Origin of the sequence: Burkholderia sp. IMCC1007 (assembly GCF_027257875.1) — a bacterium.
Taxonomy (GTDB): Bacteria; Pseudomonadota; Gammaproteobacteria; order Burkholderiales; family Burkholderiaceae; genus Burkholderia.
The window spans coordinates 134,674-157,081 of sequence record NZ_JAPVQY010000001.1; the positions used below are offsets into that span (position 1 = coordinate 134,674).

Here is a 22,408-nt window from a genome sequence, read left to right on the forward strand (position 1 = left end):
TTTCAAATATGGGTATTCGCACCCTCATGGCGAGCGGGCTTACGTTCGCCCATCTCGCTGGCAGCAAGCGCGGAGCACGCGCCGAAGATGATCGGAAGGACGACGAGCGCGACGACGAACGCGCGGAAGAAGACGAGTCGGACGACCGCAACCGCAACCGCGACGACGGCGACAGCAACGGCTCGAAGGGCAAGAAGGGAAAGCGCGCCGAAGACGATCGCAAGGACGACGAGCGCGACGACGAGGGCGCCGAAGACGACGAGCTCGAGGAAGACGACTCGGGCAAGGGCAAGAAGGGCAAGTGCGCTGCTGACGATGAAGACGAGGAGCGAGCCGAGGACGAAGACGACGAAGAAGAAATGCGCGGCAAGAGCGCTGTCGCCCGCGCCCGTCGTCGCGAGCGCGCTCGTTGCGCAGCGATCATGGGCTCGAAAGCAGCCGGACGCAATGTCGAGCTCGCGGCCAATCTCGCCTTCAACACGAGCATGACGCGTCAAGAAGCGCTCGCGATCCTTCGGGCATCGCCGGCTGCAGACTCGAGCTTGCATTCGGCGCGATCGCAGGCGCGTACGTCTCGAAACCCGCAACTCGGCGCGGGCGGCGAAGTGCACCGCAATCCGCAGCGCGAAGCGGCCTCCGGCTGGGAGCGGGCATTCTCCAAGGTCACCGGAAAGCGCGCGTAAGCGTAATCGTCTCAACCCTCTCAAGGAATTCTCATGAGCTACGTTTCTCGCGCTCCGCTTTACGAATCCTGGCATCCAGGCGGTTTTCTGGTTTCGCAGCCTCGCGGACACCGCCATATCGATCGCGGCACCTTCACAGGCGCGGTCAAGGTCTATCCCGGCACGGTAATGGGCAAACAGACCGTCGGCACAACGGCGGTCGCAGCGGCCCTGGGCACCAATACCGGTAACGGTACGTTCGGCGCGATCACCGTCGCTGCAGCGATGGCCGGCGCATATACCGTCGAATTCGACGACGCGACTCATTTCGTCGTTTCCGATCCGACGGGCAAGCAAATCGGACATGGCACGGCGGGCGTTGCATTCAGCGCAGGTGGGATCGGCTTCACGATTACCGCTGGCGGCACGGCTTTCGTTCCGGGCGACAGCTTCACGGTAACGGTTGCCGCTGGATCCGGGAAGTGGGTGCCGTGCACGAAGACTGCCACCGATGGCTCGCAGGTCGCCGCAGGGATCTCCTTCGGCCTCGTCGACGCCACGCTGAACGATACGCCGGGCGCGGTGGTCGTTCGTGAATGCGAGATCAACACGTCGGAACTGGTGTGGGACACATCGATGGATGCACCCGCACAGGCGGCCGCGCTCGCGCAGCTACTCACCCAGCAGATCATCGCCCGCTGATCCAACCCGACACGAATAGACAGGCCGCCTTCGGGCGGCTTTTTCATTTGAAGGAGCCGTTCAATGGCATCGCTTGACATCTTCAACCAGGATCCGTTCTCGACCGTTTCGCTGACAGCGGCGGTCGACAAGTACCCGTATCAGCCGCAAGCGCTGGGCGAGCTGAATATCTTCGCAGACGATCCGATCCGTACCACCGCGCTCGTCGTCGAGCAACGGCAGGGCCAGCTTGTTGTCATCCCGCTCAGCGAGCGCGGCGAAGAAGGCACGCAGCGCACGACCGAGAAGCGGCAAGCGCGCTATTTCGACGTTCCGCGGCTGCGCCACTCGGACACGATCTACGCGAACGAACTGCAGAACATCCGTGCGTTCGGCACCGAATCGGAGCTGATGCAGGTGCAGGACGAAGTCGCGCGCCGGCTCGCGGGTCCAACGGGTTTGCTGAAGAACATCGAGTACACCTGGGAATTCCAGCGTCTCGCGGCTGTGCAAGGTCTGTTCACGGATTCCGACGGAACCGTTCGCTACGACTGGTTTCAGGAGTTTGGCATCACGAAGCCGACGGAAGTCGGCTTCAACCTCGGGGCAGGCACGGCGAACTCGCTGCGTCCGATCTGCAATCAGATCACGCGTTCGATGGCACGTAAGGCGCAGGGCTCCTTCACGCCGTCGACGAAGGTTTTTGCGCTCGCTGGCGATGCGTTCTACGACGCGTTCGTCAACCATCCGGACGTCATCCGGACGTTCGTGAACTGGAGCGATGCGCGTGATATTCGCGGTGGCGGCGCTGGCGGCGCATTCAAGGCATTCGAGTTTGGCGACATCACGTGGTTGAACTATCGCGGTTCGGACGACAACACGACGATCAAGATTCCGGACGACAAAGTGAAGTTCTTCCCGGTCGGCGCGCCGGGCATCTTCCGCCGTGCTCTGGCACCGGGTGAATCGTTCCAGTGGGTCAACACCCCGGGCAAGCCGGTCTATGTCGTGCCGATCATGGATCGCGACCGCAACGAGTGGTGGAAGATGGAAGTGTCGAGCTACCCGCTCCACATCTGCACGCGTCCGGAAGTGTTGTTCAGCGGTCGCTCGGAGGCCTGATGCCTGTCAACTGGGATGCCCTGGTGATCGGTCCTCTGCAGGGAGTTTTCGGCGAGCGGGCAACATACCTTCCTGCGACCGGCGGTTCATTCGAGATCAGCGGTGTGTACGACAAGTCGTATTTCGCCGTCAATGTCGAAACGGGATCGATGGTGTCGACATCGCAACCGACGCTGGGCATCCAGTTGTCGCAGTTCCCTGCGAATGTGCAGCCGCAGCAAGGCGATTGGCTGATCGTCGAAAGTACCGGCGAGCAATGGGTGGTGCGCGAAGTTCATCCTGACGGACGGGGAGGAGCGCGCCTGATGCTAAACGTCACGGGGCAGCGCGATGTCTGATCCGACCGCTAGAGCTGAATTTCGAGCCATCCTGCTGTCGGTTCTCGCGACGATCCAAGGCATCAATCTCTTCTCGCCGGGCGATTGGAACGTCACTTCGGACAGACTTCCTGCCGTCAAGGTGCGGTACGGAACCGAAGAGAAGCGATCGAAGGGGAATAGCGGCCAGACTTCGTTCGATACCACGAGCGTCTTCGAGATCCTCGTAGAGGCTTCCGGAAATTCGGGCCCTGATGTGCTTCTCGCGCTAGAACGGCTCCAGGCCGAAATTGAGGCAGCGATTTTCAAGAGCGTGCCGCTTCGCGCGCTTGCGCAGGACTTCCCGTTCGTCAAGACGAAAACCGAAATGACTGCGGAAGGTAGTCAGCATGTCGGCGGATTGCTGATTGCTCTAGGTGTGCAGATGTACGAAACGTTCTATCCGGACGTCACGGCAGTGCTCGCGGAGATCGATCTGACTGCGGACTTGGTCAATGTCGCAGATCCAACCGGCACGTATCCGAATCCCCCATTCCCAGATGCCGTGAAGCCCGCGCCTCGGACGGAAGGTCCTGACGGACGTGCCGAAGGCTTCGTCAAAGCCACATTTTCTCAATAGGAGCGACGAATGATCGTCAAACCTGCACCGGGCCTCAAAGTGAGGCATCCGGTGACGAAGCAATTCCTGCCGCCCGAAGGTATCGAGGTTCCGGATGGCGACATTTTCTGGACGCGCGTGGCCAATGATGGCGACGTCGTGATCGAACAAGTTGGCGGGACGTCGGTGGGCGGAGGTGACGAACAATGACTATCCCTTTCAAGCAGATTCCGCAGAGCGACCGCACGCCGTTGTTCTTCGCTGAAATCGACAATTCGCGCGCGAATACCGCGGTGACGAACCAGCGCGCGTTGCTGATCGGCCCGATGATAGCCGGTGCTGCGACGGCGAATATTCCGTTGCTCTCGGCGGGCACGGGCGATGCAAACGCGCAGTTCGGCGCGAGCTCCGTGCTTGCGTTGATGACTGGGACGTATCGCCAAAATGACCAGTTCGGCGAAGTCTGGTGTCTGCCGGTAGCAGATGCCGCTGGCGCCGTTGCGGCAACCGGATCGATTTCTATCGCCGCAGCGCCGACGGCGAATGGCACGATCGCGCTCTATGTCGCAGATCAGCTGGTTTCGGTACCGGTGACGCAAGGTATGACGACGGCGCAAATCGCGACCGCCATCGCTGCGGCGATCAACCTCATCCCATCGATGCCGGTCACTGCAGTTGCGGCGACGAACACCGTCACCTTGACGGCCGACAACAAGGGGCTCGTCGGGAACGACATCGACATCCGGTTCAACAAGCAGGGCGCTCCGGGCGGCGAGATTCTTCCGACTGGCTTGACGGCGACGATCACCGCAATGGCGGGCGGCGCGACGAATCCGTCGCTCACGACGGCGCTCGGCAATCTGCTCGACATGCCATTCGATTTCATCGCGTGCGCGTTCACGGACACGGCATCGATGGATGCGATCAAGGCGTTCCTCAACGACTCGACAGGTCGCTGGAGCTGGCAACAGCAGGTGTTCGGCCACGCGTTCTACGGGTATCGCGCGACCTGGGGCGGTCTGACGACGTTTGGCACGGCACGGAACAATCAGCATGAAACCGTGATGGGGTTCAATGATTCGCCGACGCCTGCGTGGCAATGGGCGGCCGCAGTCGCAGCGGTGACCGCGATCAGCGTGCGCGCCGATCCGGGGATCCCGATGCAGACCGTGGCTCTCACTGGCATTTCGGCGCCGCCGCTGCAATCGCGCTTCAACCTGAGCCAGCGTAATACACTGCTGTACGACGGCATTTCGACGTTCACGGTGGCCGACGACGGTACGGTCGCGATCGAAAATCTGATCACGACGTATCAGACGAACGCGTTTGGACAGCCGGACAACAGCTACCTCGAGATCGAAACGATGTTCCTGCTTGCCTATGTTCTGCGGCGCCTGCGCACGCTGGTCACATCGAAGTACGCGCGGGTGAAGCTGGCCGCTGACGGTACACGATTTGCGCCGGGTTCCGCGATCGTCACGCCGAAGATCATCAAGGCGGATCAGATCGCGGAATACCGCCAGATGGAGTACGAAGGGTACGTCCAAGGCAGTGACGTCTTTGCGCAAGCGCTGATCGTCGAGCAGAACGCTTCGAACCCGAACCGTGTCGACGTTCTGTGGCCGGGGACCCTGATCAATCAGCTGCGTATCTTCGCGCTCCTCGCGCAGTTCCGTTTGTCCGTGAACCAGACCTGATCGGCTCTGCGCTTCACGACAATGCGCCGCCCCTAACCGGGCGGCGTTTCTATCTCTGGAGAGCCATTTATGGCGAACAACACTGGTCTCATTGCCGGCACCGCCTACTTGACCGCAGATGGCGTGAACTATCAGGTCGAAGCCGAGCTGAAGTACGACGTCGGTAGTGTCACGCGTGAGTCGAAAGCCGGCCAGGACACGGTGCATGGTTTCAGCGAAATGCCGAAGGCGCCGTATATCAGCGCGTCGATTCGCGATTCCGGCGGCCTGAGCCTCGCTGCATTCAATGCGATGCGAAGCGTTACGTTGGTCCTCGAACTCGCAAACGGGAAAACCGTCATCGGCCGGAACATGTGGACCGTGGAAGCGCAGGAAGTCGACACGACGGAAGCGAAATTCACGTGCCGCTGGGAAGGCCTGCAGGGCGCGGTCACGGAGCAGTAGGCGATGAGCGATACGAAAACCATCGTCCTGCGCAAGCCGATTCCCTGCGGAAAAGGTGATGACGCTAAGGTCGTGACCGAAATCACGCTTCGGGAGCCTCTCGCTGGCGATTACGAGACCGCCGAGCGGTCGGCGGGCGTCTATGGCACGTCGATCGCGTTGATCGCGATGCTGAGCGGCGCTCCTGTGGACGTCATCGACCAGATGTACGGCAGCCAGATTGATGAGGCCGAAGATTTCATCGCTTCTTTCGGTCATGATGCCGCGCGCAATCCAGAGCGTAGCCCGGACGAGATCGTCATTCAGTTGACGAAGCCGGTTCAGCTGACCAAGGAAGATAGCGCGTTGAATCTGGCGTCGCTGACGCTTTGTGAGCCGACGAACCAGCAAAAGCGCAAGGCCGAGTCTGCGGGCGGCCCATTCGCGCGTATGGTGGCGTTGATCAGCCTGATCGGGAAGGTGCCGAAAAGCTCGGTGCGTGCAATGTGCGCGCGTGACTTCCTCGAGGCGGTCGCCTTTTTCAGCGGTTTTCAGGTTCGGCGGTCACCGGACTCGGACGACTGATCGCCGATTGCGTCTCGATTCCGGAATGGTGGGATGACCGCCTTGCAGAACTGACTCACATGATGCGGTTCGATCCGGATGCGGTCGAGAACATGACTGAAACCGAGACCCTGCGCTGGATAGAAAGAGCGCGACGCCTCGGCAAGCGAATTGGGGTGAGTGGATGAATATCGGGGGCGCCGCTGGTGCAGTGCTGAGCACGGTATCGGGCATTTCCAATCTGGCATCGTCGCTTGCGGGGCGTCTGGGTGGATCTGCTCAGTCTTATTTCCAACAGCTTCGGCCGGCGTCTTATCGGGGCGTTCCGTTCGTATCGTTGGGAAGTGAATCGTCGTTTGGGCGCCGCAATCAGACGCACGAGTATCCGCAACGTGATACGCCATGGATTGAGGATCTCGGCCGCGGCGCGCGTCGGATCCGCATGTATGGATTTGTGATCGGTGACGACGTCATCGCGCAACGCGACCTGATGATCGCTGCGGTCGAGACTATCGGTGATGGCGAGCTGGTGCATCCAACGCTTGGTCGTCTAACCGTGAACATTGGTGGATTCCGGAGCATAGAGCGCTGGGAAGCTGGACGTTACTTCGAGTTTCATTTCGAGTTTGTCCAGAGCGGACAACGCACGTATCCGACAGCTCAGACCGCTACGCTCCAGTCGGTGCTGAATGCCGTGACCGGGCTCAACGTCGCGGCAGCGGTCGATTTTGCGAAGGCGGCGTTGAATGAGATCTCCTACGGAGCCGCGGTGCTTGGCGCTGTCGTGGACACTGCCCTGGGTTGGTACAACTTTGCGATCGGCATAGTCGGAGACGCGCGCAATCTGTTTCAGCTGCTTTTCAGCTTGCCGGGCGAATTCGGCCGTTTCTTCGGAAGCTCGACCGTCCCGACGTTTAGCAAAAGCCCAAGTGCGCCCGCGCAATCGGGGCAGACGGTGCAGTCATTAACTGACAGTGCGACAAGTGCCAGGGCGAATGTGAGCGCAGCTGCTGCAGCGCTCGATTCTGCAGCGCGCAGCTTCAGCGCGCCGACGATTGATGGCTTCACCGCGGCTGTTCAAGGGGTAACGGCTGCTGTTTTGGCGGCGACGAGCGATCCGAGCGATTCGATGCGACTTCTATCGACGCTCTCGACGTTCACTCCGTCGGCTGTAACGACGAATTCTGTCATTGGGTCGGCGATGGGGAGCATGCAGACGGCGTGCAGCTCCCTGTTCCGTCGTGCATCGATCGGTGCTGTCGCCCAGGCGTCTGCCTCCTATCAGCCGACGTCGAGTGACGACGCGGCGCGCGTGCGCGATTTTGTCACTGGACTGATTGACGCCGAGATGACGATCGCTGGCGACAACGGGGAAGACGAGACCTATGAAGGGCTGTCGACGTTACGTGGCGCGGTCGTCGCTGATCTGAACAAGCGTGGCGCCGGCTTGGCATCTATCGAGGCGTTTCAATTTCCGGCGCCGATGCCTGCATTGGCTCTTGCGGCGCGGATCTATCGTGATCCGACGCGAGCAGATGAACTCGTTGCACAGGCGAACCCGGTGCATCCGGCGTTCATGCCGACGTCCTTCAAGGCTCTTTCGAACTGATTTTTGCGCGGCTCTATGGCAAGCAGAATTTCGATCGCGATTACCGCGAAGAACCAGGCGTCTGGCCCGATCGCTCAGGTCCAGAACAGCCTGGCGAAGCTCCAGGCGCAGGCGAGGACGGGCGGTCTGAGCAACCTCGGGCGAACGATCTCGCTCGGCTTGTCGTCTAACAGCGGAGCGATTTCCGAGATCGCAAGCTTCGTCGGCAAGGCCGGCATCATCGGCGGTGTTACGGCGCTGACGATGAAGATCGCGCAACTCGAGTCTCAATGGGCATCTTCGGTACGTTCGATGAACAACCTCGGCATTCGAACCGGCTTGCCGACGACGACGGCCTATGGAGTGCAATATGCGGGACGCCTGGCGGGTCTCTCGCCTGAGCAGGCGAATGCGGGCGTCGAGCAGGTCCGGCAAACCTACAGCGATGCTCTGAACAATCGGAACCGGGAGGCGCTGAAGCGCTACCAGGCCGCAGGTGTCTCGACCAATCCGGCTCGACTGGATTCGATCGAGACCGTGCTGGAAAAGCTCGCTGCGTATTCGGAATCGCTCAGGAAGCAAGGGAAATATGGTGGCGCGCAGAATTTCCTGAACGCGGCAGGGGCAGGATCGCTAATCGACTTCCTGAATCGCGGGCCGGCCCAGGTAGCGGCCGATCTGCAGGCAGCGAAGGCGTACATTCCGAACGAGCAGGATATTCAGCGTGCGCGCGAGTATGCGGATGCCTCGGCAAAGCTGGGCATCACATACGACCGGTTGAAGACGACCATCTTGAGCGGCTTGGAACCGGCACTGAATTCCCTGTTGAACGGGATTCAGTTCTTCTTCGATGCGTCGGCCGGCCGCGGTCGGCCGCCATCTCAGCCGAATGGCTCTGACGGCACCGAGCAGAGGCTCTGGGATGGATTCGAGCGCGTCGGGAACGCGCTTCGAGGGAACGGCCGCTATACGATGGCGCAGCTCAACGACAAGACCATCGTTGGAAATGGCGCTCGCCTCGAGGATGCTCGGTCGATGGTCGAGTGGTATGTCAACCACGGCCTCTCGCGTGAGCGTGCGATAGGGATGGCGGCGAACGCTTATCGCGAGAGCAGCTTCAATGAGCGCGCGGAAAATGATACTGGACATGTTGGCCTCTTCCAGTGGGACAAGGCGCGGCAGAAGATCTACGAGCAGAATTTCGGACGGCCACTTGCACTTGCTTCTCGCGACGAGCAGCTCGGCTACTCGCTCTGGGAGCTGCAGCACCACGAGTCGAATGCCGGTCGTGCTTTGGCAGAGTCGAATGATGCCGCAACCGCAGCGATGCGAATCTCAACACTGTATGAGCGGCACGGCAATCCTGAAGAGAACGTGCGCCGAGCGGCAATCGCTCAAGGTCTTGATGCGCAGCTCGCGGAAGTGCGCGTCCCGCCGTTGTATGGCCGCGCCGACGGCGCGACCAATGGCAGTCGTAGCCAGGGCGCGGATCAAAACGAGGATATGCAGCCGGCCGCTGCCAGTGCCGAACCAGGGAAGGTCCGCATCGAGATCGTCCACAAGAATCCGCCGGCTGGAACGAGCGCAAACGTGACATCAACGTCGAACGTCGAAACTGACATAAAGACGGACCGTCAGCAGGCGCCATTGGGCGATCAATACGCATACTCACCTGGTAGTTTCTGATGCCGAATGCAGACCGTATCGTCGACGCCGTGGGCCCTAAGCCCGCGGCAGTTGAAGTGCGCGTCTTGCTTACGCAAGATGGGTTGATGCTCACCGGGTGGAAGGCCGTTCGCATCACACGGTCAATCGAAGTTGCGACCTCGTTTTTCGTCCTCACGTGCTCGTCCGATGCAAACACGCTGAAGTTGGTATCGCGTGAAGGGGCGCCGGTCACGATTTCGATCGGAGACGATGTCGTGTTGACGGGGTATGTCGAGACTGTCGAATCGATCATGACCCCGCGCACGCACGACATCGTCATTTCGGGCCGCGGAAAGCTGGCTGATCTAGTCGATTGCTCCTGCCGTATCGACAAGATCAATCCGAATACGTCGCTTGTTGCGCTGTGCAAGACGATCGTGGAGCCATATTCGGTAAGTGTGGTTGTGCCTGACAACGGCACGCAAGCGATTCTCGACCAGGTTCCAGCACTTCCGCGTCAGCTTGTAAGCATCACCGAGACCGCATGGGAGGTGATCGAGCGGTATGCACGCTATTGCGGAGTCTTGATCTTCGAGAGCGCAAAGGGTGAGCTGACGATCTCAATCGCCGGAGCCGAGCAGGGCGACTCGGGCGTCGCAGTCGGCGAAAACACCGAGGCGATCACGTGCACGAAGACGACGCTCGGCACGTTCAGTACGTTCAATGCGGTTCTCAGCGCATACAGCATGGGCGCCGAAGACGAAGGCGTTACGAACCTACCGGCCGTCACAGTGATCGCAAAAAGCACGACGAATAGGCTTCGTCCGATCTACTTTGTCGCGGAGCTTAGCGCGACGGATCCTCGGTTTATCGAGAAGCGCGTGAACTGGATGGCGTCGCGTTCATATGGCCGCTCTCGGCGCGTCCGCGTGTTGGCGGATAACTGGCGCGACGCCGATGGTGTTCCGTGGACTCCAAACATCAATTACCCGGTGTCGGCGCCCGCTGTCGGGGTGCCCGACGGCACGATGCTCCTGCTTGCGGAGGTGACATACATCCTCAACGAGAACGGAACGCATGCAGAGCTGGTGTTCGGGCCGCGACAGGGCTTCCTGCCTGAGCCAGTAGCGTTCGATACGCTGCCGATGGACGAATTGACGCAGCCCCCTACGGAGCGGTGATGCTGGGAGATCTCAACAGGCTTGCGCGCCGGGTGTTGTTGATGCTGGCGCGAGGGACGATCGCGCTTGTCGACGATACAAAACCAGTGCAGATGGTTCAGGTCCGCGTGAATGGGCTTGAGCTTCTTCCTGACCTGCCGCGGTTTGCCGAATACGGGTATGTATCCAACCCGCCGGCAGGATCGCAAGCGATCGTCGGGTCGAAAAATGGCGATCGCAACGATGGAATCGTGATCGCGACATCGAATGCGAAATTTCGAATGACGGGGCTCGCGACAGGGGAGGTCGCAATCCATGACGACAAGGGGCAGGCGGTATATCTGACAGCGTCAGGGATCATCGTGAATGGTGGCGGCAAGCCAATCACGCTGACGAACGCGCCGGAAGTGTTCGCAGACACACAATTGCTCAAGGTAAAGGGCGACGTGCTGGACAACTGCGAGACGAACACGCGGACGATGGCCGGTATGCGAGAAGTTGCAAACACGCATACGCACGATGTTGTGAGTGTGCAAGGTGGCGGCGATACGCGTACGTCGAACGCTCCGAATCAGCTGGAGTAATACATGCCCGACATCACCGTTATCTGGGACGTGGACAATAGCCGTGGTGATTGGGAGTTCGTCGCACCGGCTCTCGTTACTGGCAATGATTTACCGAGCGCCGTACTTATCAGCCTCTTCACGGATCGCGCTGCCAATCCGGATGACGCGATTCCAGATGGGTCCGGCGATCCTCGCGGGTGGTGGGGCGATATTGGCGAGGACAAGCCCATAGGATCACGCCTATGGTTGCTCGATCGGTCAAAGCAAACGCAGGAAGTGCTTAGCGACGCTCGCGATTACATCTTCGAGGCCCTGCAGTGGCTGGTCGATGATGGTGTGGTGGCCAGCATCGATGCGCAGACGCAGTGGGTGCGCGACACGTTTCTCGGTGCGCAGATCGTCCTATATCAACCCAACGGCTCGCAGATCTCCATGACGTACGCATGGGCCTGGAAACAGCTCTCCTGATATGCCATTCCAAAGAAAAACGCTTTCCACTTTGATGTCGGAGGTGGCGGCCGACATTTCGTCATCCCTCCAAGGTGCCGACGCGCTGCTCCGGATGGCAGTGCTCCGGGTCATCGGCAAAGTGCAAGCCGGGATGTCCAACTTGCACTACGGCTACCTGGACTGGATCGCCAAGATGGCGGTCCCGTTTACCGCAGAGGACGAATATCTGGAGGGCTGGGCCGCGCTGAAGAAGGTTTATCGAAAGGTCGCATCTCAGGCGCAACTTACGGCTCAGTTCCAGGGCGCAACGGACGCAGTTTTGAGCTCGGGGACGCCTGTCGTTCGCGGTGATGGCGTTTCATATACGGTATCGACGACTGGAACAGTCGGTTCCGGCGGAACGGTCTCGGTGACGATCGTAGCTGACGTCGCCGGCTCGTCGGGCAATGCGGACGTTGGCACAGCCGTATCGCTCGGAGCCGCAGTCAGCGGCATTCAGACGAGCGGCACGATTACCGGAAATGTGGCCGCCGGCGATGACATTGAGACGAACGATAGTTTGCGCGGCCGCATGCTTGAGGCCTTTCAGAATACGCCGCAGGGGGGCGATCCGCGGGATTACGTGAAGTGGGCGACCGACGTTCCTGGCGTGACTCGTGCCTGGTGCGCGCCGAACGGGTTTGGTGCTGGAACGGTGGTGCTCTACACAATGTGGGACACGGCCGAGGCTGCGCATGGAGGATTCCCGCAAGGTACCAATGGTGTCTCTCAGTACGACCAAGGGCCCGGGGGTGTTCCTAGAGATACCGTCGCGTCGGGGGATCAACTGATTGTCGCCGATGCGATCGTTGCCGTTCAGCCGGTGACAGCTCTCCTGTATTCATGCGCGCCTATTGCAAACAGCATAACGATCAGCCTTGGCGGACTTGCATCGGCAACGACAGCAACCCGACAGGCAGTCTTCTCGGCGATTTCGGATGTGTTCTTCCGGGACGGCGATCCTAAGGCTGGGACAGTCAATCGCGATGACATTTCAGCAGCTATCCGCTCCGTTGCTGGTACGAGCGGATTCCTGATTAACCAGATTCAGGGCGTGGTTGGTACGACTACGACGACGTATCCGGGAAATATCTCCAGTGGCATCGGCCAGCTTCCAGTTTTGGCAGCAGTGACGTATGACTGAGGATCCATGCTCGCACCGAACTTCACTGCAGCCGACTTCCTGAAGGCGCTGCAAGGATTGCTCCCGCGTGGGCGGATTTGGCCCAGAGCGGACGACGCCGTGCAAACGCAGGTTTTATCTGGTCTGGCGCCCAGCTACGAACGTCAGACGGCCCGCGCTAACTACTTGTTGGTCGACGCGTTCCCTGGCACCGCCTATGAGTTGCTTCCGGAGTGGGAGGAAACCCTTGGGCTGCCTGATCCATGCGCCGGCGAGTCTCCGACGATTTCGAATCGCCAGGCGCAAGTGGTTATGCGATTGGCGAATAACGGCGGCCAGTCGATTGCGTTTTATTACGGCCAAGCCGCACTGATCGGCTGCTCGATCATCATCGAACAGCAAGCGCCCTTCGGGATGGGGTCTTCGGGTATGGGCGACCCGATGGGAGGTTCCGAATGGGCCCATGTTTGGACAGTCTGGATACCTTTCAATGACACGCCTGGGGCCGCGCAGTACTGGGGCAACGCGGTGCTCGAATGTGAATTTGAGACTTTGGCGCCGGCCCACACCGTCGTTCAATTCGCGGATTCAGCAGTGCTCTATTGGATGCTGGACCCTAACGGTGCCAGCCTTCTCGATCAAATCGTGAATGTGCAGCTTCCGTCTGCGCTGCAGTCTCTCTGACATCAGGATATTCGATGTACCAATACGACGATCCGACTGTCGCGGCGGAAATGCCGGCGATGTCTACTTTGGGAACGCCGGGCTTCTTCACCGATGGCAACCCGCAGACGAGCGTGCCGCGCACCGTGTTGAGGTCGGAGTTCATGAACACGGTGATGATGGAGCTGCTGAACGTGCTTTCGGCTGGCAACGTCACGCCCGACAAGACGAAGCGGAATCAACTTGCACTCGCGATCGAGAACATGATCTCGACTGCGGTCGAGGCCGCCGCTGGCCCGCAGCCGGGCGACATCAAGATATGGGCAGGCTCTGTGGCGGGCATTCCGGCTCGTTTCGGCCCTGGGTGGCATCTGGCCGATGGCCAGAATGGGACGATCAACCTGACCGATAAGTTCGTCGTCGGAGCCGGCGGAGCGTATGCCGTTGGCGACACGGGAGGCAATGCCTCGGTGACGCTGAACGTAAGTCAAATGCCAGCGCACAACCACGACGTAGAAGAGGAACCACACGCTCACGGCACCACCGAGGAACCACACGCTCACGGTACCACCGAGGAACCACACGCTCATGAGGTTGTGATCGGCCGCGTCGGTGTCGTCGATACAACTTACGGCCAAGGCAACGGACCATACAACAACGCCCAGGCCGACACCTATACGACGTCAGCGTCGTCTACTGGACTGACCGTGAACCCAGAAAGCACAGGCCTGACCGTCAAACCAGCAAGCACAGGTATTACGACGAAGAACGCCGGCCAAGGCGAATCGATCGACATTCTGCCGCCGTTCTACGCACTGTGCTTTGTGCAGTACACCGGCACCTAACCCGACTTCGAGCTTGATGGGAAAACGATGAGCACTCCCCCTGATCAACTTCCTGCAGTTAACCAGCTTTTCCAACAGAATGCGGCGCGGATCGACAAGTTCGTCAACGGTAGTCCGACGGATTCGTACACCACGACCGGCGGACAAGTGGAGGTTCCATCAATTCAAAAATTTCTGGCTCAAAAAAGCCAAGAGATCAATCAGCAGGCTGATGGCGTTCTCGCAGATGCTACTGAGCAAGCAAATAATGCGGCCGCATCCGCAGCGGCCGCTGCTACTAGTGCTGCGGCAGCCAATCTCTTTACGGCTGGCGTGACTGACCTCGGGTCAATTTCCGACCCGGCGATTCAAACCTTCGACATGGGATCAATCGCATGAGCAACGTGCTTAAGCTGCGTCGCGGCAACAATGCTCAGACTGCAGCCTTCACCGGCGCATTGAGCGAAGTCACCCACAATACGGATGATGGCACGCTGCACGTGCATGACGGATCGACACCAGGCGGCATCATCGTGCAAAGCCCGCTGAATCAGCGGCTTCTTCAATGGGCATACTCCACGTCGTTTCGGCTCGTCAGTGCCACGTACGACTCAAACAATGCCCTTGCCACGGCCAGCATCGTTTGGCCGGATGGCGCCACGGGAACTTTCACGACTGACGTCGCCAGTACCGCTTTCCCTGGTGCGGTGGATGCCTGGCATGCCACCTACGTTCAGGGCAGTGTCACGAAGACTGTCACGCAGCCGCAGGTTACCCGAAACTCTGCCGGGGTCATTACGCAGCAGCCCACCATTACCATTGCGTGAAGGATCACCATGGGAATTCTTGATGCTCCGGAAACGACCGTTCAACTGGTCGTGCCGACTGATCCGCTGACAGAAACCGACAGCCCAACGGTCAGTGGCCGCGTGATTTCGCGACGCGGCGTCACCGCGAACTGTGGCGTCGATTTCTACATCGACGGCAATTATGCGTCGTCGACTACGGCGGACGCGAACGGCAACTTCAGCGCTGTAGTCGGGCCACTCGTCGGAAACGGCGCGCACCAGATCAGCGCCGCGCCGAAGCCGGCGTTTAAACGTACAGCATCCGTCACGCTCGCCCTGACATTCAATTATGTCATCGACCCGACGACGGGCTCGGATTCGAACCCGGGTACGCCGTCGCAGCCGTGGGCATCGCTCGCGCCGCTCAACGCGCTTCCGTCCATCCCGGCCGGCTCGATAATTGGGATCCGCCGCGGGTCGGTATTCAAGCAGACGCTCACGCGCAACGAGAACAATCTGTCGCTCGTCGGCTTCGGCAGCTCGAGCGCCGGCCCAGTGACGTTCGAAGGTGCGGACACCATCACGACCGGCGCATGGACGCTCACGTCCGGCCAGACGAACGTCTACCAGTGTACGATCGCGCTGCCGGGTAACGTCAAGTTCTCCGGCAACGTGTGGGACAGCTCGAGCACGACGGCGCTTGTGCAGACGACGAGCATCGCGAACGTTGTGGCAATGCCCGGCTCCGCATACTGCTCGAACTGGCAGGGCACCACGGCGACGCTCTATGTGCAGCTGTCCGACAGCTCGAACCCGGCATCGAACGGCCGCACGATCAGCTACTCGGCACGCACGCAGGGCCTCACGTGCAACGGGAACAACATCACGCTCGACGGGATGACGTTCCAGCACTACGGGCACCAGGATGGCAATATCGGGTGCTACGGCACGGGCAATACGGTGCGCAACTTCCAGACGATCGGCGGCAACCGTCACGGCGCGCTGTTCGGCCCGAACACATCGTTCTCAAATGCTCAGTTCATCAGCGGGTTCGATGATCTCGAAGGCTCGGCGAACGGCGTCGTGATCTTCGCGGCTACCGTGGCCGGCATGACAGTGACGACACAGGCGAACCTATACGACGGAACGTGGGGGCGCAATTACACTGGCATCGACTATCACGGCGCGAGCGCATCGGACCTGCTCGGTACTGTCACGCACCTCAACGAAACGTTCCGCAACATGCAGCAGGGCGTCACGTCGAAGGCGACCAGCTCAACGATCACCGGCGCGACGTTCACGAACGTCAATTCGATGGTCTCGCTGTCCGGGGGCGCCGTCACGTTCCAGTACTGCCAGCCGGGCAGCACGTGCTACAACCTGATCACGTACAACCCGAGCCTGACGGCCGACGTGTCGGCAACCTCATTGGGGAACACGTTCACGATCCCGACGCTCGGCTTCAGCTCGCTCGTCGCTGCGTATCGCTCGGACGTGACCGCCAGCAACTTCAACCTGACGATCAATGGCGATACCGTCACGATCAACGCCGCGAACGCCACCTACGATTTCATCCGAGTCGCGAAGGGCGCGCTCAACGTCCAGAACCTGAAAGTGCTGCCGGCACTCGGGAACCCGGCGCCGCGGCTGTACAACCTTGGCACGAGCGTCGCGGCCGGCGGCGTGGTCACGCTCGGCACGATCGACAACAACACCTATCCGTTCGGGACGCAGTTTCAGAAGGACGGTGTGCTGTATTCGACGCTGGCTGCCTGGCAGGCGGCGACCGGGAAAGACGTGCACTCGACGGTCGCGCAGCCGGTACCGTCCGGCAGCGATAGCTTCCAGCGGGCAGATTCCTACCTCGATGGAACGGCGCCCTACGTCGTGATCGGTACGGCCAACCAGATCGGCGTGCGCTCTAACGCCTGCGCGTTCCTCGGAACTACGCAGACGGTCTATGCGATCCCGCTGTCCAGCGTCGATCACTATGCGCGATGCACAGTGGCAGCCGTGCCCGCGACCGGCAACGCGTTCCCGTTGGCCGTGCGCGTGATCGATCAGAACAACTGGATCGGTGTGCGCTGGTCGTCAGGATCGAAGTACCAGATCTATAAGTGCGTGAATGGCACGTTGACGGCGATCGGATCGAGCGGAAGCGTCGTTCCTGCCGTGGGAGACGACGTGGTTTTCGTGGCGCGCGGCACGCGCGTCTACCTCTACGTGAACGGCGTCAACGTCGGCGGCGTCATCGACATCACTTCGACTGGTCTGCTGACTCAGAAATACGTTGGCATGGTCGCCCGGGGCGCTGCACAAAATCCGATGCTCAGTTATCTCGAGTGGGGCAATGCCACCTGATCGCTCGTCGATCCGCCAGACATCAGCCGCCTCTGTGGCGGCTTTTTCATTTCCGGGGAGACGGAATGCAAGAGCACGAGAAGACGTTTCTGGAGCTGATCATCATGGGCGCTCTCATCGGCATCGCAAAGCTGCTCGTCAGCAGCGAGCACCTCACGTTTCGCGTGATCGTCGGTCGCGCGCTGATGGGTTCGGCTACCTCGATGGTGGCCGGCGTCGCGCTGCTGCAGATCCCGAATCTCGATCCGCTCGCGCTGCTCGGGATCGGCAGCGCTCTCGGCATCGTCGGCTCGCAGTACATCGAAATCCTGCTTCGTCGCAAGACGAGGGCAATTCTCGGGAAGGAATGATCGCGATGAAATTGAAGTTGATCGACGACTGGCGCCGGGCGCACAAGCTCTCGTCGGTGCGGCTGTCGAGCCTGATGGCCGTGGCGATCGGCGCTGGTCCGGCGCTGCTCGACGCTTGGCATGAGCTGCCGGACGACCTGAAGGACGCGCTGCCGCACGGCTGGGCGCGCTGGATTGCAACCACCGGCTTTGTGCTGGTCGCGCTTGCGCGTATGACGCGCGTGGAGAAAGCAGATGGCTAATGCGCCGAGGAAGACTCTGGTGGGGGTAGTGGGGGCCGCGACAGCGGCCCTTCTCATTTCTGTCGTCCCGCAGTTCGAGGGGATCCGGCACGTCGGCTATCGCGATCCGATCGGCATCCCGACGAAGTGCATGGGCGATACGACGAGCGTCGTCGTCGGGCAGGAATACTCCGACGCCGAGTGCCGCGCGTCGCTCGAGCAGCAACTGATCGTGCATGCCGAGCCGGTGCTGAAGTGCACGCCGGTGTTGAAGGGCCGCACCTACCAGCTCGCGGCCGCGGTGAGCTTCGCTTACAACATCGGCGCCGGCGCGTATTGCGCAAGCTCGACCGCGCGCCGGTTCAACGCGGGCGACTGGCGAGGTGCTTGCCGGGCAATGAACGAGTCGGACAGCGGCCGGCCGCAGTGGGTGACTGCCGGCGGACGCGTGCTGCCCGGCCTCGTGAAACGGCGCGCCGACGAGCGCGCGCTCTGCGAGAGGGGGCTGTGATGCTGAGAATCGCCATTCCGTACCTGATCGCCGCGCTGCTCGGCGCGTCGGCCGGCTTCGAGGTCGAGCACCTGATCAGCGCGCGCCGGATCGCCGATATGAAGTCCGAGGCAGCGACCGCGCAAACGAGGGCGGTCGAGACCGCTCGCACCGAGGAACAACGCCGCACCGCGGCTCAATCGGAGATTGCAAATGATGCGAACCAACAACGCACGACCGCTCTGGCGGACGCTTTTGCTGCTCGTGCTGCCGCTGGCAGCCTGCAGCAGCGCGTCCATCAGCTCGTCGCAGCCGCCCGCCATCCCACCGCTACAGCCGGAAGCCCGGCAGCCGGCGACGCCCTCGATTTGCTTGCCGACGTGCTCAGCCGCGCTGACCAGCGCGCGGGCGAGCTGGCAGAGTACGCTGACTCTGCCCGCATCGCCGGCCAGCAGTGCGAGCGCGACTACGACGCATTGACGGCGGCCGCACGTTGACCCAGGAAATCGCAGGAGGGCGCTCGCGCTACATCATCCCGGCGCGCCGCATTTCCTCCCGCAGCAGGTGGTAGAGCTTCTGGAAATGGCCGAACGGGCCGCCTAGCACGCCGCGGTCGTTTCCGGCATCGGCTGCGCTTTTCCACCAGTCCATCACCTTCTCCAGCGATTTTCGGAGCGCCACAATTTCGAGGATCAGGCGCCGTACCTCCGGGTCGCGATTGGTGCGCCAGAGCTCACGCAGCTCGCTTTCCGACGGTGCGACGAAGTCAGGCATCGTCGGCGCGTGATTTCGATACGGGTCAGCGAGCGGCACGACGTTCCTGTCGACTCGCGTTTCCTCGATCGCGCGCGCATCCGACTCGTCGAGGAACTGGTCGGTAAGGGAAAAGAACTCGCCACGCGTAACCGGGACGTACGTGCGCCGGCGCTCGCCAGACTCGAGGTCCGTGTACTCCCAGGTATAGGCCCAGCGTGGTTTCATGATGCGATATGGTGCTGTATGGTTATACAGTGTATCGCGAGGTAAGATGGTCCCGTCAAGAACGAAAATAGGGGGCCCCGATGTGCACGAACTACGTTGCACCCGGCGAGGATCCGGGCTTGAGCGAGCTGAAGATCGACAATTTTCGCGACCTGTACCGCTGGACGCCGTGGAAGCCGGAGATATACCAGGACTACGACGCTCCGATCGTTGGCTTCGTCGACGGGCAATTCAAGCCGCTGATTGCCGGTTTCGGTTTCTGGCCGCGCGCGCTGCAGAAGGCCAATGTCGAGAAGGCGAAGGAGCAGGGCCGCAAGCCTCCTATGATGCGCAGCACGATGAATGTGCGAGACGACAACCTCGGCAAATCGCCGCTCTACGGGCCGGCGTGGCAGTCGGGAAGCCGCTGTCTGATTCCCGCTCGCTACGTGATCGAGCCGTCCTATCCGGATGCGCGGCAGGATGGCGAGGGGAAGTGGGCTTTGGGTCCGTGTGTATGGCAAAAGATCGGCGTGGCCAGCCGTCCGACGATGTGCGTCGCCGGCATCTGGCGCACCCTGAAGGGGCTGGACGGCGACGTGCACCATGCGATGTCGATGATCACTGTCAATGCGGACGGCCATCCGATCATGTCGCGCATGCACAAGCCTGACGACGAGAAGCGATCGGTCGTAATCCTGCGGCCGGACGACTGGGAGGAATGGCTAACGACACCGAATGTCGAGGCGGCGCGCGTGATGTTGCAGCTCTATCCGGCTGACGACATGGAGACGGCACCAAAGTGATTTTCAGTGGATAAACGAGCGTAAATCCTCTGACCCCGGATGCTGAAAGTTGTTGGATCCGAGCGCGATAAGATTCGACGATGGATTCAGTCTGAGCATCACATAGGTGGCATGCCTAATCCGCTCTTTATGGGCTTCGAACGTGGCCAAGTCGTCGCCATCCCCATGGTTCCGGAGATTAGCCAAAGCAGTTCGCGAGATTCTGCCAGGCAGTTCTCGATCGCCGTCAAGAATCGTGAAGCTTACAAAGTCTCCGGAGGTCTTGTCTGTTGGATCAGAGATTCGAAAAGCTTGCGTCAATCCCTTTTTGCTACGTCGGGACGAGTTTTTATTGAAGGCATCAGTGAAGGTCAGAAATGTCGCGTACTTACTCAAATTTTCAGGCAGGTAAGTCGATGTAGGAGGCGGATTAATTACGTGTGCAACAGCAGCTGCTTCCCGGTCCACAATCGCGCTGACTTCCCTGACCGATTCGGTCATGCGTCTTACGAAGCCGCCCATTTCGTCTGCTGCACCAGCTAGGCGATTGAAGATGCCCAAGAATTCAGCAACAGTCTCGTCATCGGAAAAATTGGGGTATTTCACGGTGTGATCGATTTCAGCCCAGCCTTCCTCAAAGATTGTTCTGACTTGAATTTCTGCAAAGACTATCTGTCGCCCGGGACTTGTGGATACAATGTAGTGAACGGACCGATAACCGGCTTTGTGGACTTTGACGTCGAACCCTGCGTCCTCGAGCTTCTCTCCCTGATCACCTCCGCGAACGTAGGCGACCGGTGGGGCCTCCGCCAAATGCCACGCCTCTCGAATGCGGACATCGATGCGGAACACGTCTTCTTTGAACAGATGTAAGGCCCTTACACCAACTAGGTCGGTAATTTTCTCTTGGTAGTTTTCGAGGTTGATGTCAGCATATTTATCACTACCTTCGACGCGCTTTCGAATGATCTTGACTAAAAGATGATCGGTGTCCTTGACACGAAATCTCACGGAGTGAACCCGATCAATACTCTGGAGATCGCGGGCCATCGCCTCAGCGATTCGCGACAAAGAATTTTTTTGCGACTCGTGATGGTTTCCGATCGCAGAAAGTGTGTTCCAGTCTATATTGGCTATTTCCCATTCGGCCTCAGTAATTTTGTTCTGCTCCCGGAACGCGGCCTCAGTTTTCTGGTACATCTGCTATCCCCATGCGTCGGCACCCGAGCGTATCCCGTCGGGTAGATATTTAGAACCGCGACCCGCAAGAGCGGCTCGACGAATTCGTGAGATTCTACGATAATCCTTAGGACGGAACTATCATGTTCGATGAAAGACGATCCCGTTCACGGAACCATAAGCGTAGGTTGTGGCGTAGGTTTGTGGTTCTTGGCATGTGATGTAAGGCGAAGTCACTACTTCGAAGGCAGCGGATAGAGCTTCTCCCACTACGGAGGCAGACGGCTCCGCGGTGCACCGATTCATGTGAGTCGACGGTGACGATTGCACAAACCCGTATCGTGTCGCTCTCGCGCCTGTCAACTGTTCTTGTATCCAGTGGAATCGTCCTCCAAACCCTGTAGGTCGCAATGATTGGAGTCGCACGTCTGCATGGCTCGGGCAATACTGAAGCGTTATCTGGCTGACGGGACGGTGCCCACGTCGGATCCGTAGTGACATTCTCCGGATCCGGGCGTAGTGTTTCGGGCAGCCGCGCGCAAGCAAGATAGAGTACTCAGATGCGCTGTCGGCACAAGTCGAAAACTCAGGATCATATGACCGGGGAAGATCATGAAAGACACTACACGCGCGCGCGTTGCTGCGGCAGTGGGAGCCGCGGCGCTTCGGAAAAATGTGACATCGGTCTACGACTATTCTTCAGGAGGATATAAGAGCATTTCTGCCAGTGTGGGGAATGGCTCCCTGAACGGGTACGACTACACGACGTCAAGTTACTTCACAGGAAGCAGTGGCACCTCGCTGGATTTTTACGACTACCATAATTCGAAGCACGTACATCTGAACCTGAAGAACAGCAACTTCGATGGGTACGACTACGATTCTAGGAAGCACTTCAGCGGCACGGTCAGTGGGAACTCGATTTCGTTATACGACTACGAAACGAGCAAACACTACAACTATGCTGTTTGACTCGCGTCGGATGTTTCAACCAATGTCCAGAGCCGGATTGATGAGACGGGCGATGAGTCAGCCGTCGAAGGCTGTTCAGAACACATGGGTAAGTGCTTGATTCTTATGGCGGCAAGATGCACACTCTGGCCGATAATTTTCCGCCGAAATGTGCATCTAACCAATTGAAATCAAAAGA

The 22,408-nt window shown here is 59.9% G+C and carries 28 protein-coding genes; 26 read left to right on the forward strand and 2 right to left on the reverse strand.

Annotated elements, in window-relative coordinates:
* The first annotated feature begins 8 nt into the window (after nt 1–8).
* The 24 genes from O1Q03_RS00725 to O1Q03_RS00840 all read left to right on the forward strand — a co-directional run bounded on the left by O1Q03_RS00725 (nt 9) and on the right by O1Q03_RS00840 (nt 18,831).
* A complete protein-coding gene (locus tag O1Q03_RS00725) occupies nt 9–683 on the forward strand; it encodes a hypothetical protein (protein WP_269501099.1) in 675 nt (224 codons plus the stop codon).
* A 33-nt stretch (nt 684–716) separates the two neighbouring features.
* The gene (locus O1Q03_RS00730; RefSeq protein ID WP_269501100.1) at nt 717–1,364 is read left to right on the forward strand and encodes a head decoration protein; all 648 of its coding nucleotides are present in this window, start codon (nt 717–719) and stop codon (nt 1,362–1,364) included.
* 63 nt (nt 1,365–1,427) lie between these two features.
* Nucleotides 1,428–2,465: a major capsid protein gene (locus tag O1Q03_RS00735; RefSeq protein WP_269501101.1), complete on the forward strand. Its 1,038-nt coding sequence runs from the start codon at nt 1,428–1,430 to the stop codon at nt 2,463–2,465.
* Nucleotides 2,465–2,803 carry a head-tail joining protein gene (locus tag O1Q03_RS00740; protein WP_269501102.1) on the forward strand — a complete coding sequence of 113 codons (339 nt, stop codon included), beginning with the start codon at nt 2,465–2,467 and terminating at the stop codon, nt 2,801–2,803. Before O1Q03_RS00735 ends, O1Q03_RS00740 begins: the two co-directional genes overlap by 1 nt.
* A complete protein-coding gene (locus O1Q03_RS00745; protein ID WP_269501103.1) occupies nt 2,796–3,401 on the forward strand; it encodes a hypothetical protein in 606 nt (201 codons plus the stop codon). Before O1Q03_RS00740 ends, O1Q03_RS00745 begins: the two co-directional genes overlap by 8 nt.
* Before the next feature lie 9 nt (nt 3,402–3,410).
* Nucleotides 3,411–3,590 (forward strand): DUF2635 domain-containing protein, encoded by a 180-nt coding sequence (locus tag O1Q03_RS00750; RefSeq protein ID WP_269501104.1) that lies wholly within the window; start codon nt 3,411–3,413, stop codon nt 3,588–3,590.
* Nucleotides 3,587–5,077, forward strand: coding sequence for a phage tail sheath subtilisin-like domain-containing protein (locus tag O1Q03_RS00755; protein ID WP_269501105.1), 1,491 nt, complete (start codon nt 3,587–3,589; stop codon nt 5,075–5,077). Before O1Q03_RS00750 ends, O1Q03_RS00755 begins: the two co-directional genes overlap by 4 nt.
* A 69-nt stretch (nt 5,078–5,146) precedes the next feature.
* On the forward strand, nt 5,147–5,521 hold the full coding sequence (locus O1Q03_RS00760; RefSeq protein WP_269501106.1) for a phage tail tube protein: 375 nt from the start codon (nt 5,147–5,149) through the stop codon (nt 5,519–5,521).
* 3 nt (nt 5,522–5,524) lie between these two features.
* Nucleotides 5,525–6,085 (forward strand): phage tail assembly protein, encoded by a 561-nt coding sequence (locus O1Q03_RS00765; protein ID WP_269501107.1) that lies wholly within the window; start codon nt 5,525–5,527, stop codon nt 6,083–6,085.
* Nucleotides 6,086–6,248: 163 nt separating this feature from the next.
* On the forward strand, nt 6,249–7,673 hold the full coding sequence (locus O1Q03_RS00770; protein WP_269501108.1) for a DNA circularization protein: 1,425 nt from the start codon (nt 6,249–6,251) through the stop codon (nt 7,671–7,673).
* 15 nt (nt 7,674–7,688) lie between these two features.
* Nucleotides 7,689–9,338 (forward strand): phage tail tip lysozyme, encoded by a 1,650-nt coding sequence (locus tag O1Q03_RS00775; protein WP_269501109.1) that lies wholly within the window; start codon nt 7,689–7,691, stop codon nt 9,336–9,338.
* Nucleotides 9,338–10,480 (forward strand): phage baseplate assembly protein, encoded by a 1,143-nt coding sequence (locus tag O1Q03_RS00780; protein WP_269501110.1) that lies wholly within the window; start codon nt 9,338–9,340, stop codon nt 10,478–10,480. The genes O1Q03_RS00775 and O1Q03_RS00780 overlap by 1 nt, the downstream gene beginning before the upstream one ends.
* Nucleotides 10,480–11,043 (forward strand): phage baseplate assembly protein V, encoded by a 564-nt coding sequence (locus O1Q03_RS00785; protein ID WP_269501111.1) that lies wholly within the window; start codon nt 10,480–10,482, stop codon nt 11,041–11,043. Before O1Q03_RS00780 ends, O1Q03_RS00785 begins: the two co-directional genes overlap by 1 nt.
* A gap of 3 nt (nt 11,044–11,046) precedes the next feature.
* Nucleotides 11,047–11,493, forward strand: coding sequence for a phage GP46 family protein (locus O1Q03_RS00790; protein WP_269501113.1), 447 nt, complete (start codon nt 11,047–11,049; stop codon nt 11,491–11,493).
* A gap of 1 nt (nt 11,494) precedes the next feature.
* Nucleotides 11,495–12,658, forward strand: coding sequence for a baseplate J/gp47 family protein (locus tag O1Q03_RS00795; protein ID WP_269501114.1), 1,164 nt, complete (start codon nt 11,495–11,497; stop codon nt 12,656–12,658).
* A gap of 6 nt (nt 12,659–12,664) precedes the next feature.
* Entirely contained in the window at nt 12,665–13,321 is a 657-nt protein-coding gene (locus O1Q03_RS00800; RefSeq protein ID WP_269501116.1) for a YmfQ family protein, read from the forward strand.
* 14 nt (nt 13,322–13,335) lie between these two features.
* Nucleotides 13,336–14,145: a hypothetical protein gene (locus O1Q03_RS00805; protein ID WP_269501118.1), complete on the forward strand. Its 810-nt coding sequence runs from the start codon at nt 13,336–13,338 to the stop codon at nt 14,143–14,145.
* 27 nt (nt 14,146–14,172) lie between these two features.
* Nucleotides 14,173–14,523: a hypothetical protein gene (locus tag O1Q03_RS00810; RefSeq protein WP_269501119.1), complete on the forward strand. Its 351-nt coding sequence runs from the start codon at nt 14,173–14,175 to the stop codon at nt 14,521–14,523.
* Nucleotides 14,520–14,951 (forward strand): hypothetical protein, encoded by a 432-nt coding sequence (locus tag O1Q03_RS00815; protein ID WP_269501120.1) that lies wholly within the window; start codon nt 14,520–14,522, stop codon nt 14,949–14,951. The genes O1Q03_RS00810 and O1Q03_RS00815 overlap by 4 nt, the downstream gene beginning before the upstream one ends.
* A 9-nt stretch (nt 14,952–14,960) precedes the next feature.
* On the forward strand, nt 14,961–17,273 hold the full coding sequence (locus O1Q03_RS00820) for a hypothetical protein (protein WP_269501122.1): 2,313 nt from the start codon (nt 14,961–14,963) through the stop codon (nt 17,271–17,273).
* Between the two features lie 65 nt (nt 17,274–17,338).
* A complete protein-coding gene (locus O1Q03_RS00825) occupies nt 17,339–17,623 on the forward strand; it encodes a holin (RefSeq protein WP_269501123.1) in 285 nt (94 codons plus the stop codon).
* The gene (locus O1Q03_RS00830; protein WP_269501124.1) at nt 17,620–17,865 is read left to right on the forward strand and encodes a DUF7940 domain-containing protein; all 246 of its coding nucleotides are present in this window, start codon (nt 17,620–17,622) and stop codon (nt 17,863–17,865) included. The genes O1Q03_RS00825 and O1Q03_RS00830 overlap by 4 nt, the downstream gene beginning before the upstream one ends.
* Nucleotides 17,858–18,355 (forward strand): lysozyme, encoded by a 498-nt coding sequence (locus tag O1Q03_RS00835; protein WP_269501125.1) that lies wholly within the window; start codon nt 17,858–17,860, stop codon nt 18,353–18,355. The genes O1Q03_RS00830 and O1Q03_RS00835 overlap by 8 nt, the downstream gene beginning before the upstream one ends.
* Nucleotides 18,355–18,831 (forward strand): DUF2514 family protein, encoded by a 477-nt coding sequence (locus tag O1Q03_RS00840; RefSeq protein WP_269501126.1) that lies wholly within the window; start codon nt 18,355–18,357, stop codon nt 18,829–18,831. The genes O1Q03_RS00835 and O1Q03_RS00840 overlap by 1 nt, the downstream gene beginning before the upstream one ends.
* Nucleotides 18,832–18,859: 28 nt before the next feature.
* Here the strand turns inward: O1Q03_RS00840 and O1Q03_RS00845 are convergent, their stop codons facing one another.
* The gene (locus O1Q03_RS00845; protein WP_269501127.1) at nt 18,860–19,315 is read right to left on the reverse strand and encodes a hypothetical protein; all 456 of its coding nucleotides are present in this window, start codon (nt 19,313–19,315) and stop codon (nt 18,860–18,862) included.
* Nucleotides 19,316–19,395: 80 nt separating this feature from the next.
* Here O1Q03_RS00845 and O1Q03_RS00850 point away from each other — a divergent pair, with 80 nt between their 5' ends.
* Nucleotides 19,396–20,100, forward strand: a complete 705-nt coding sequence (locus O1Q03_RS00850; protein WP_269501128.1) for an SOS response-associated peptidase family protein — start codon at nt 19,396–19,398, stop codon at nt 20,098–20,100.
* Between the two features lie 3 nt (nt 20,101–20,103).
* Here O1Q03_RS00850 and O1Q03_RS00855 read toward each other — a convergent pair whose 3' ends face one another.
* Entirely contained in the window at nt 20,104–21,279 is a 1,176-nt protein-coding gene (locus O1Q03_RS00855) for a RelA/SpoT domain-containing protein (RefSeq protein ID WP_269501129.1), read from the reverse strand.
* Nucleotides 21,280–21,870: 591 nt separating this feature from the next.
* Here O1Q03_RS00855 and O1Q03_RS00860 point away from each other — a divergent pair.
* On the forward strand, nt 21,871–22,230 hold the full coding sequence (locus tag O1Q03_RS00860) for a hypothetical protein (RefSeq protein WP_269501130.1): 360 nt from the start codon (nt 21,871–21,873) through the stop codon (nt 22,228–22,230).
* The last annotated feature ends 178 nt before the right edge of the window (nt 22,231–22,408 follow it).

Bases quoted from the DNA above. Each gene is read 5' to 3' on its own strand.
- O1Q03_RS00855 (WP_269501129.1), bottom strand. From the start codon at position 21,279: ATGTACCAGAAAACTGAGGCCGCGTTCCGGGAGCAGAACAAAATTACT.
- O1Q03_RS00800 (WP_269501116.1), top strand. From the start codon at position 12,665: ATGCTCGCACCGAACTTCACTGCAGCCGACTTCCTGAAGGCGCTGCAA.
- O1Q03_RS00730 (WP_269501100.1), top strand. From the start codon at position 717: ATGAGCTACGTTTCTCGCGCTCCGCTTTACGAATCCTGGCATCCAGGC.
- O1Q03_RS00825 (WP_269501123.1), top strand. From the start codon at position 17,339: ATGCAAGAGCACGAGAAGACGTTTCTGGAGCTGATCATCATGGGCGCT.
- O1Q03_RS00780 (WP_269501110.1), top strand. From the start codon at position 9,338: ATGCCGAATGCAGACCGTATCGTCGACGCCGTGGGCCCTAAGCCCGCG.
- O1Q03_RS00735 (WP_269501101.1), top strand. From the start codon at position 1,428: ATGGCATCGCTTGACATCTTCAACCAGGATCCGTTCTCGACCGTTTCG.
- O1Q03_RS00815 (WP_269501120.1), top strand. From the start codon at position 14,520: ATGAGCAACGTGCTTAAGCTGCGTCGCGGCAACAATGCTCAGACTGCA.
- O1Q03_RS00845 (WP_269501127.1), bottom strand. From the start codon at position 19,315: ATGAAACCACGCTGGGCCTATACCTGGGAGTACACGGACCTCGAGTCT.
- O1Q03_RS00810 (WP_269501119.1), top strand. From the start codon at position 14,173: ATGAGCACTCCCCCTGATCAACTTCCTGCAGTTAACCAGCTTTTCCAA.
- O1Q03_RS00770 (WP_269501108.1), top strand. From the start codon at position 6,249: ATGAATATCGGGGGCGCCGCTGGTGCAGTGCTGAGCACGGTATCGGGC.
- O1Q03_RS00755 (WP_269501105.1), top strand. From the start codon at position 3,587: ATGACTATCCCTTTCAAGCAGATTCCGCAGAGCGACCGCACGCCGTTG.
- O1Q03_RS00785 (WP_269501111.1), top strand. From the start codon at position 10,480: ATGCTGGGAGATCTCAACAGGCTTGCGCGCCGGGTGTTGTTGATGCTG.
- O1Q03_RS00805 (WP_269501118.1), top strand. From the start codon at position 13,336: ATGTACCAATACGACGATCCGACTGTCGCGGCGGAAATGCCGGCGATG.
- O1Q03_RS00860 (WP_269501130.1), top strand. From the start codon at position 21,871: ATGAAAGACACTACACGCGCGCGCGTTGCTGCGGCAGTGGGAGCCGCG.
- O1Q03_RS00850 (WP_269501128.1), top strand. From the start codon at position 19,396: ATGTGCACGAACTACGTTGCACCCGGCGAGGATCCGGGCTTGAGCGAG.
- O1Q03_RS00790 (WP_269501113.1), top strand. From the start codon at position 11,047: ATGCCCGACATCACCGTTATCTGGGACGTGGACAATAGCCGTGGTGAT.
- O1Q03_RS00795 (WP_269501114.1), top strand. From the start codon at position 11,495: ATGCCATTCCAAAGAAAAACGCTTTCCACTTTGATGTCGGAGGTGGCG.
- O1Q03_RS00840 (WP_269501126.1), top strand. From the start codon at position 18,355: ATGCTGAGAATCGCCATTCCGTACCTGATCGCCGCGCTGCTCGGCGCG.
- O1Q03_RS00760 (WP_269501106.1), top strand. From the start codon at position 5,147: ATGGCGAACAACACTGGTCTCATTGCCGGCACCGCCTACTTGACCGCA.
- O1Q03_RS00765 (WP_269501107.1), top strand. From the start codon at position 5,525: ATGAGCGATACGAAAACCATCGTCCTGCGCAAGCCGATTCCCTGCGGA.
- O1Q03_RS00820 (WP_269501122.1), top strand. From the start codon at position 14,961: ATGGGAATTCTTGATGCTCCGGAAACGACCGTTCAACTGGTCGTGCCG.
- O1Q03_RS00830 (WP_269501124.1), top strand. From the start codon at position 17,620: ATGATCGCGATGAAATTGAAGTTGATCGACGACTGGCGCCGGGCGCAC.
- O1Q03_RS00745 (WP_269501103.1), top strand. From the start codon at position 2,796: ATGTCTGATCCGACCGCTAGAGCTGAATTTCGAGCCATCCTGCTGTCG.
- O1Q03_RS00725 (WP_269501099.1), top strand. From the start codon at position 9: ATGGGTATTCGCACCCTCATGGCGAGCGGGCTTACGTTCGCCCATCTC.
- O1Q03_RS00750 (WP_269501104.1), top strand. From the start codon at position 3,411: ATGATCGTCAAACCTGCACCGGGCCTCAAAGTGAGGCATCCGGTGACG.
- O1Q03_RS00835 (WP_269501125.1), top strand. From the start codon at position 17,858: ATGGCTAATGCGCCGAGGAAGACTCTGGTGGGGGTAGTGGGGGCCGCG.
- O1Q03_RS00740 (WP_269501102.1), top strand. From the start codon at position 2,465: ATGCCTGTCAACTGGGATGCCCTGGTGATCGGTCCTCTGCAGGGAGTT.
- O1Q03_RS00775 (WP_269501109.1), top strand. From the start codon at position 7,689: ATGGCAAGCAGAATTTCGATCGCGATTACCGCGAAGAACCAGGCGTCT.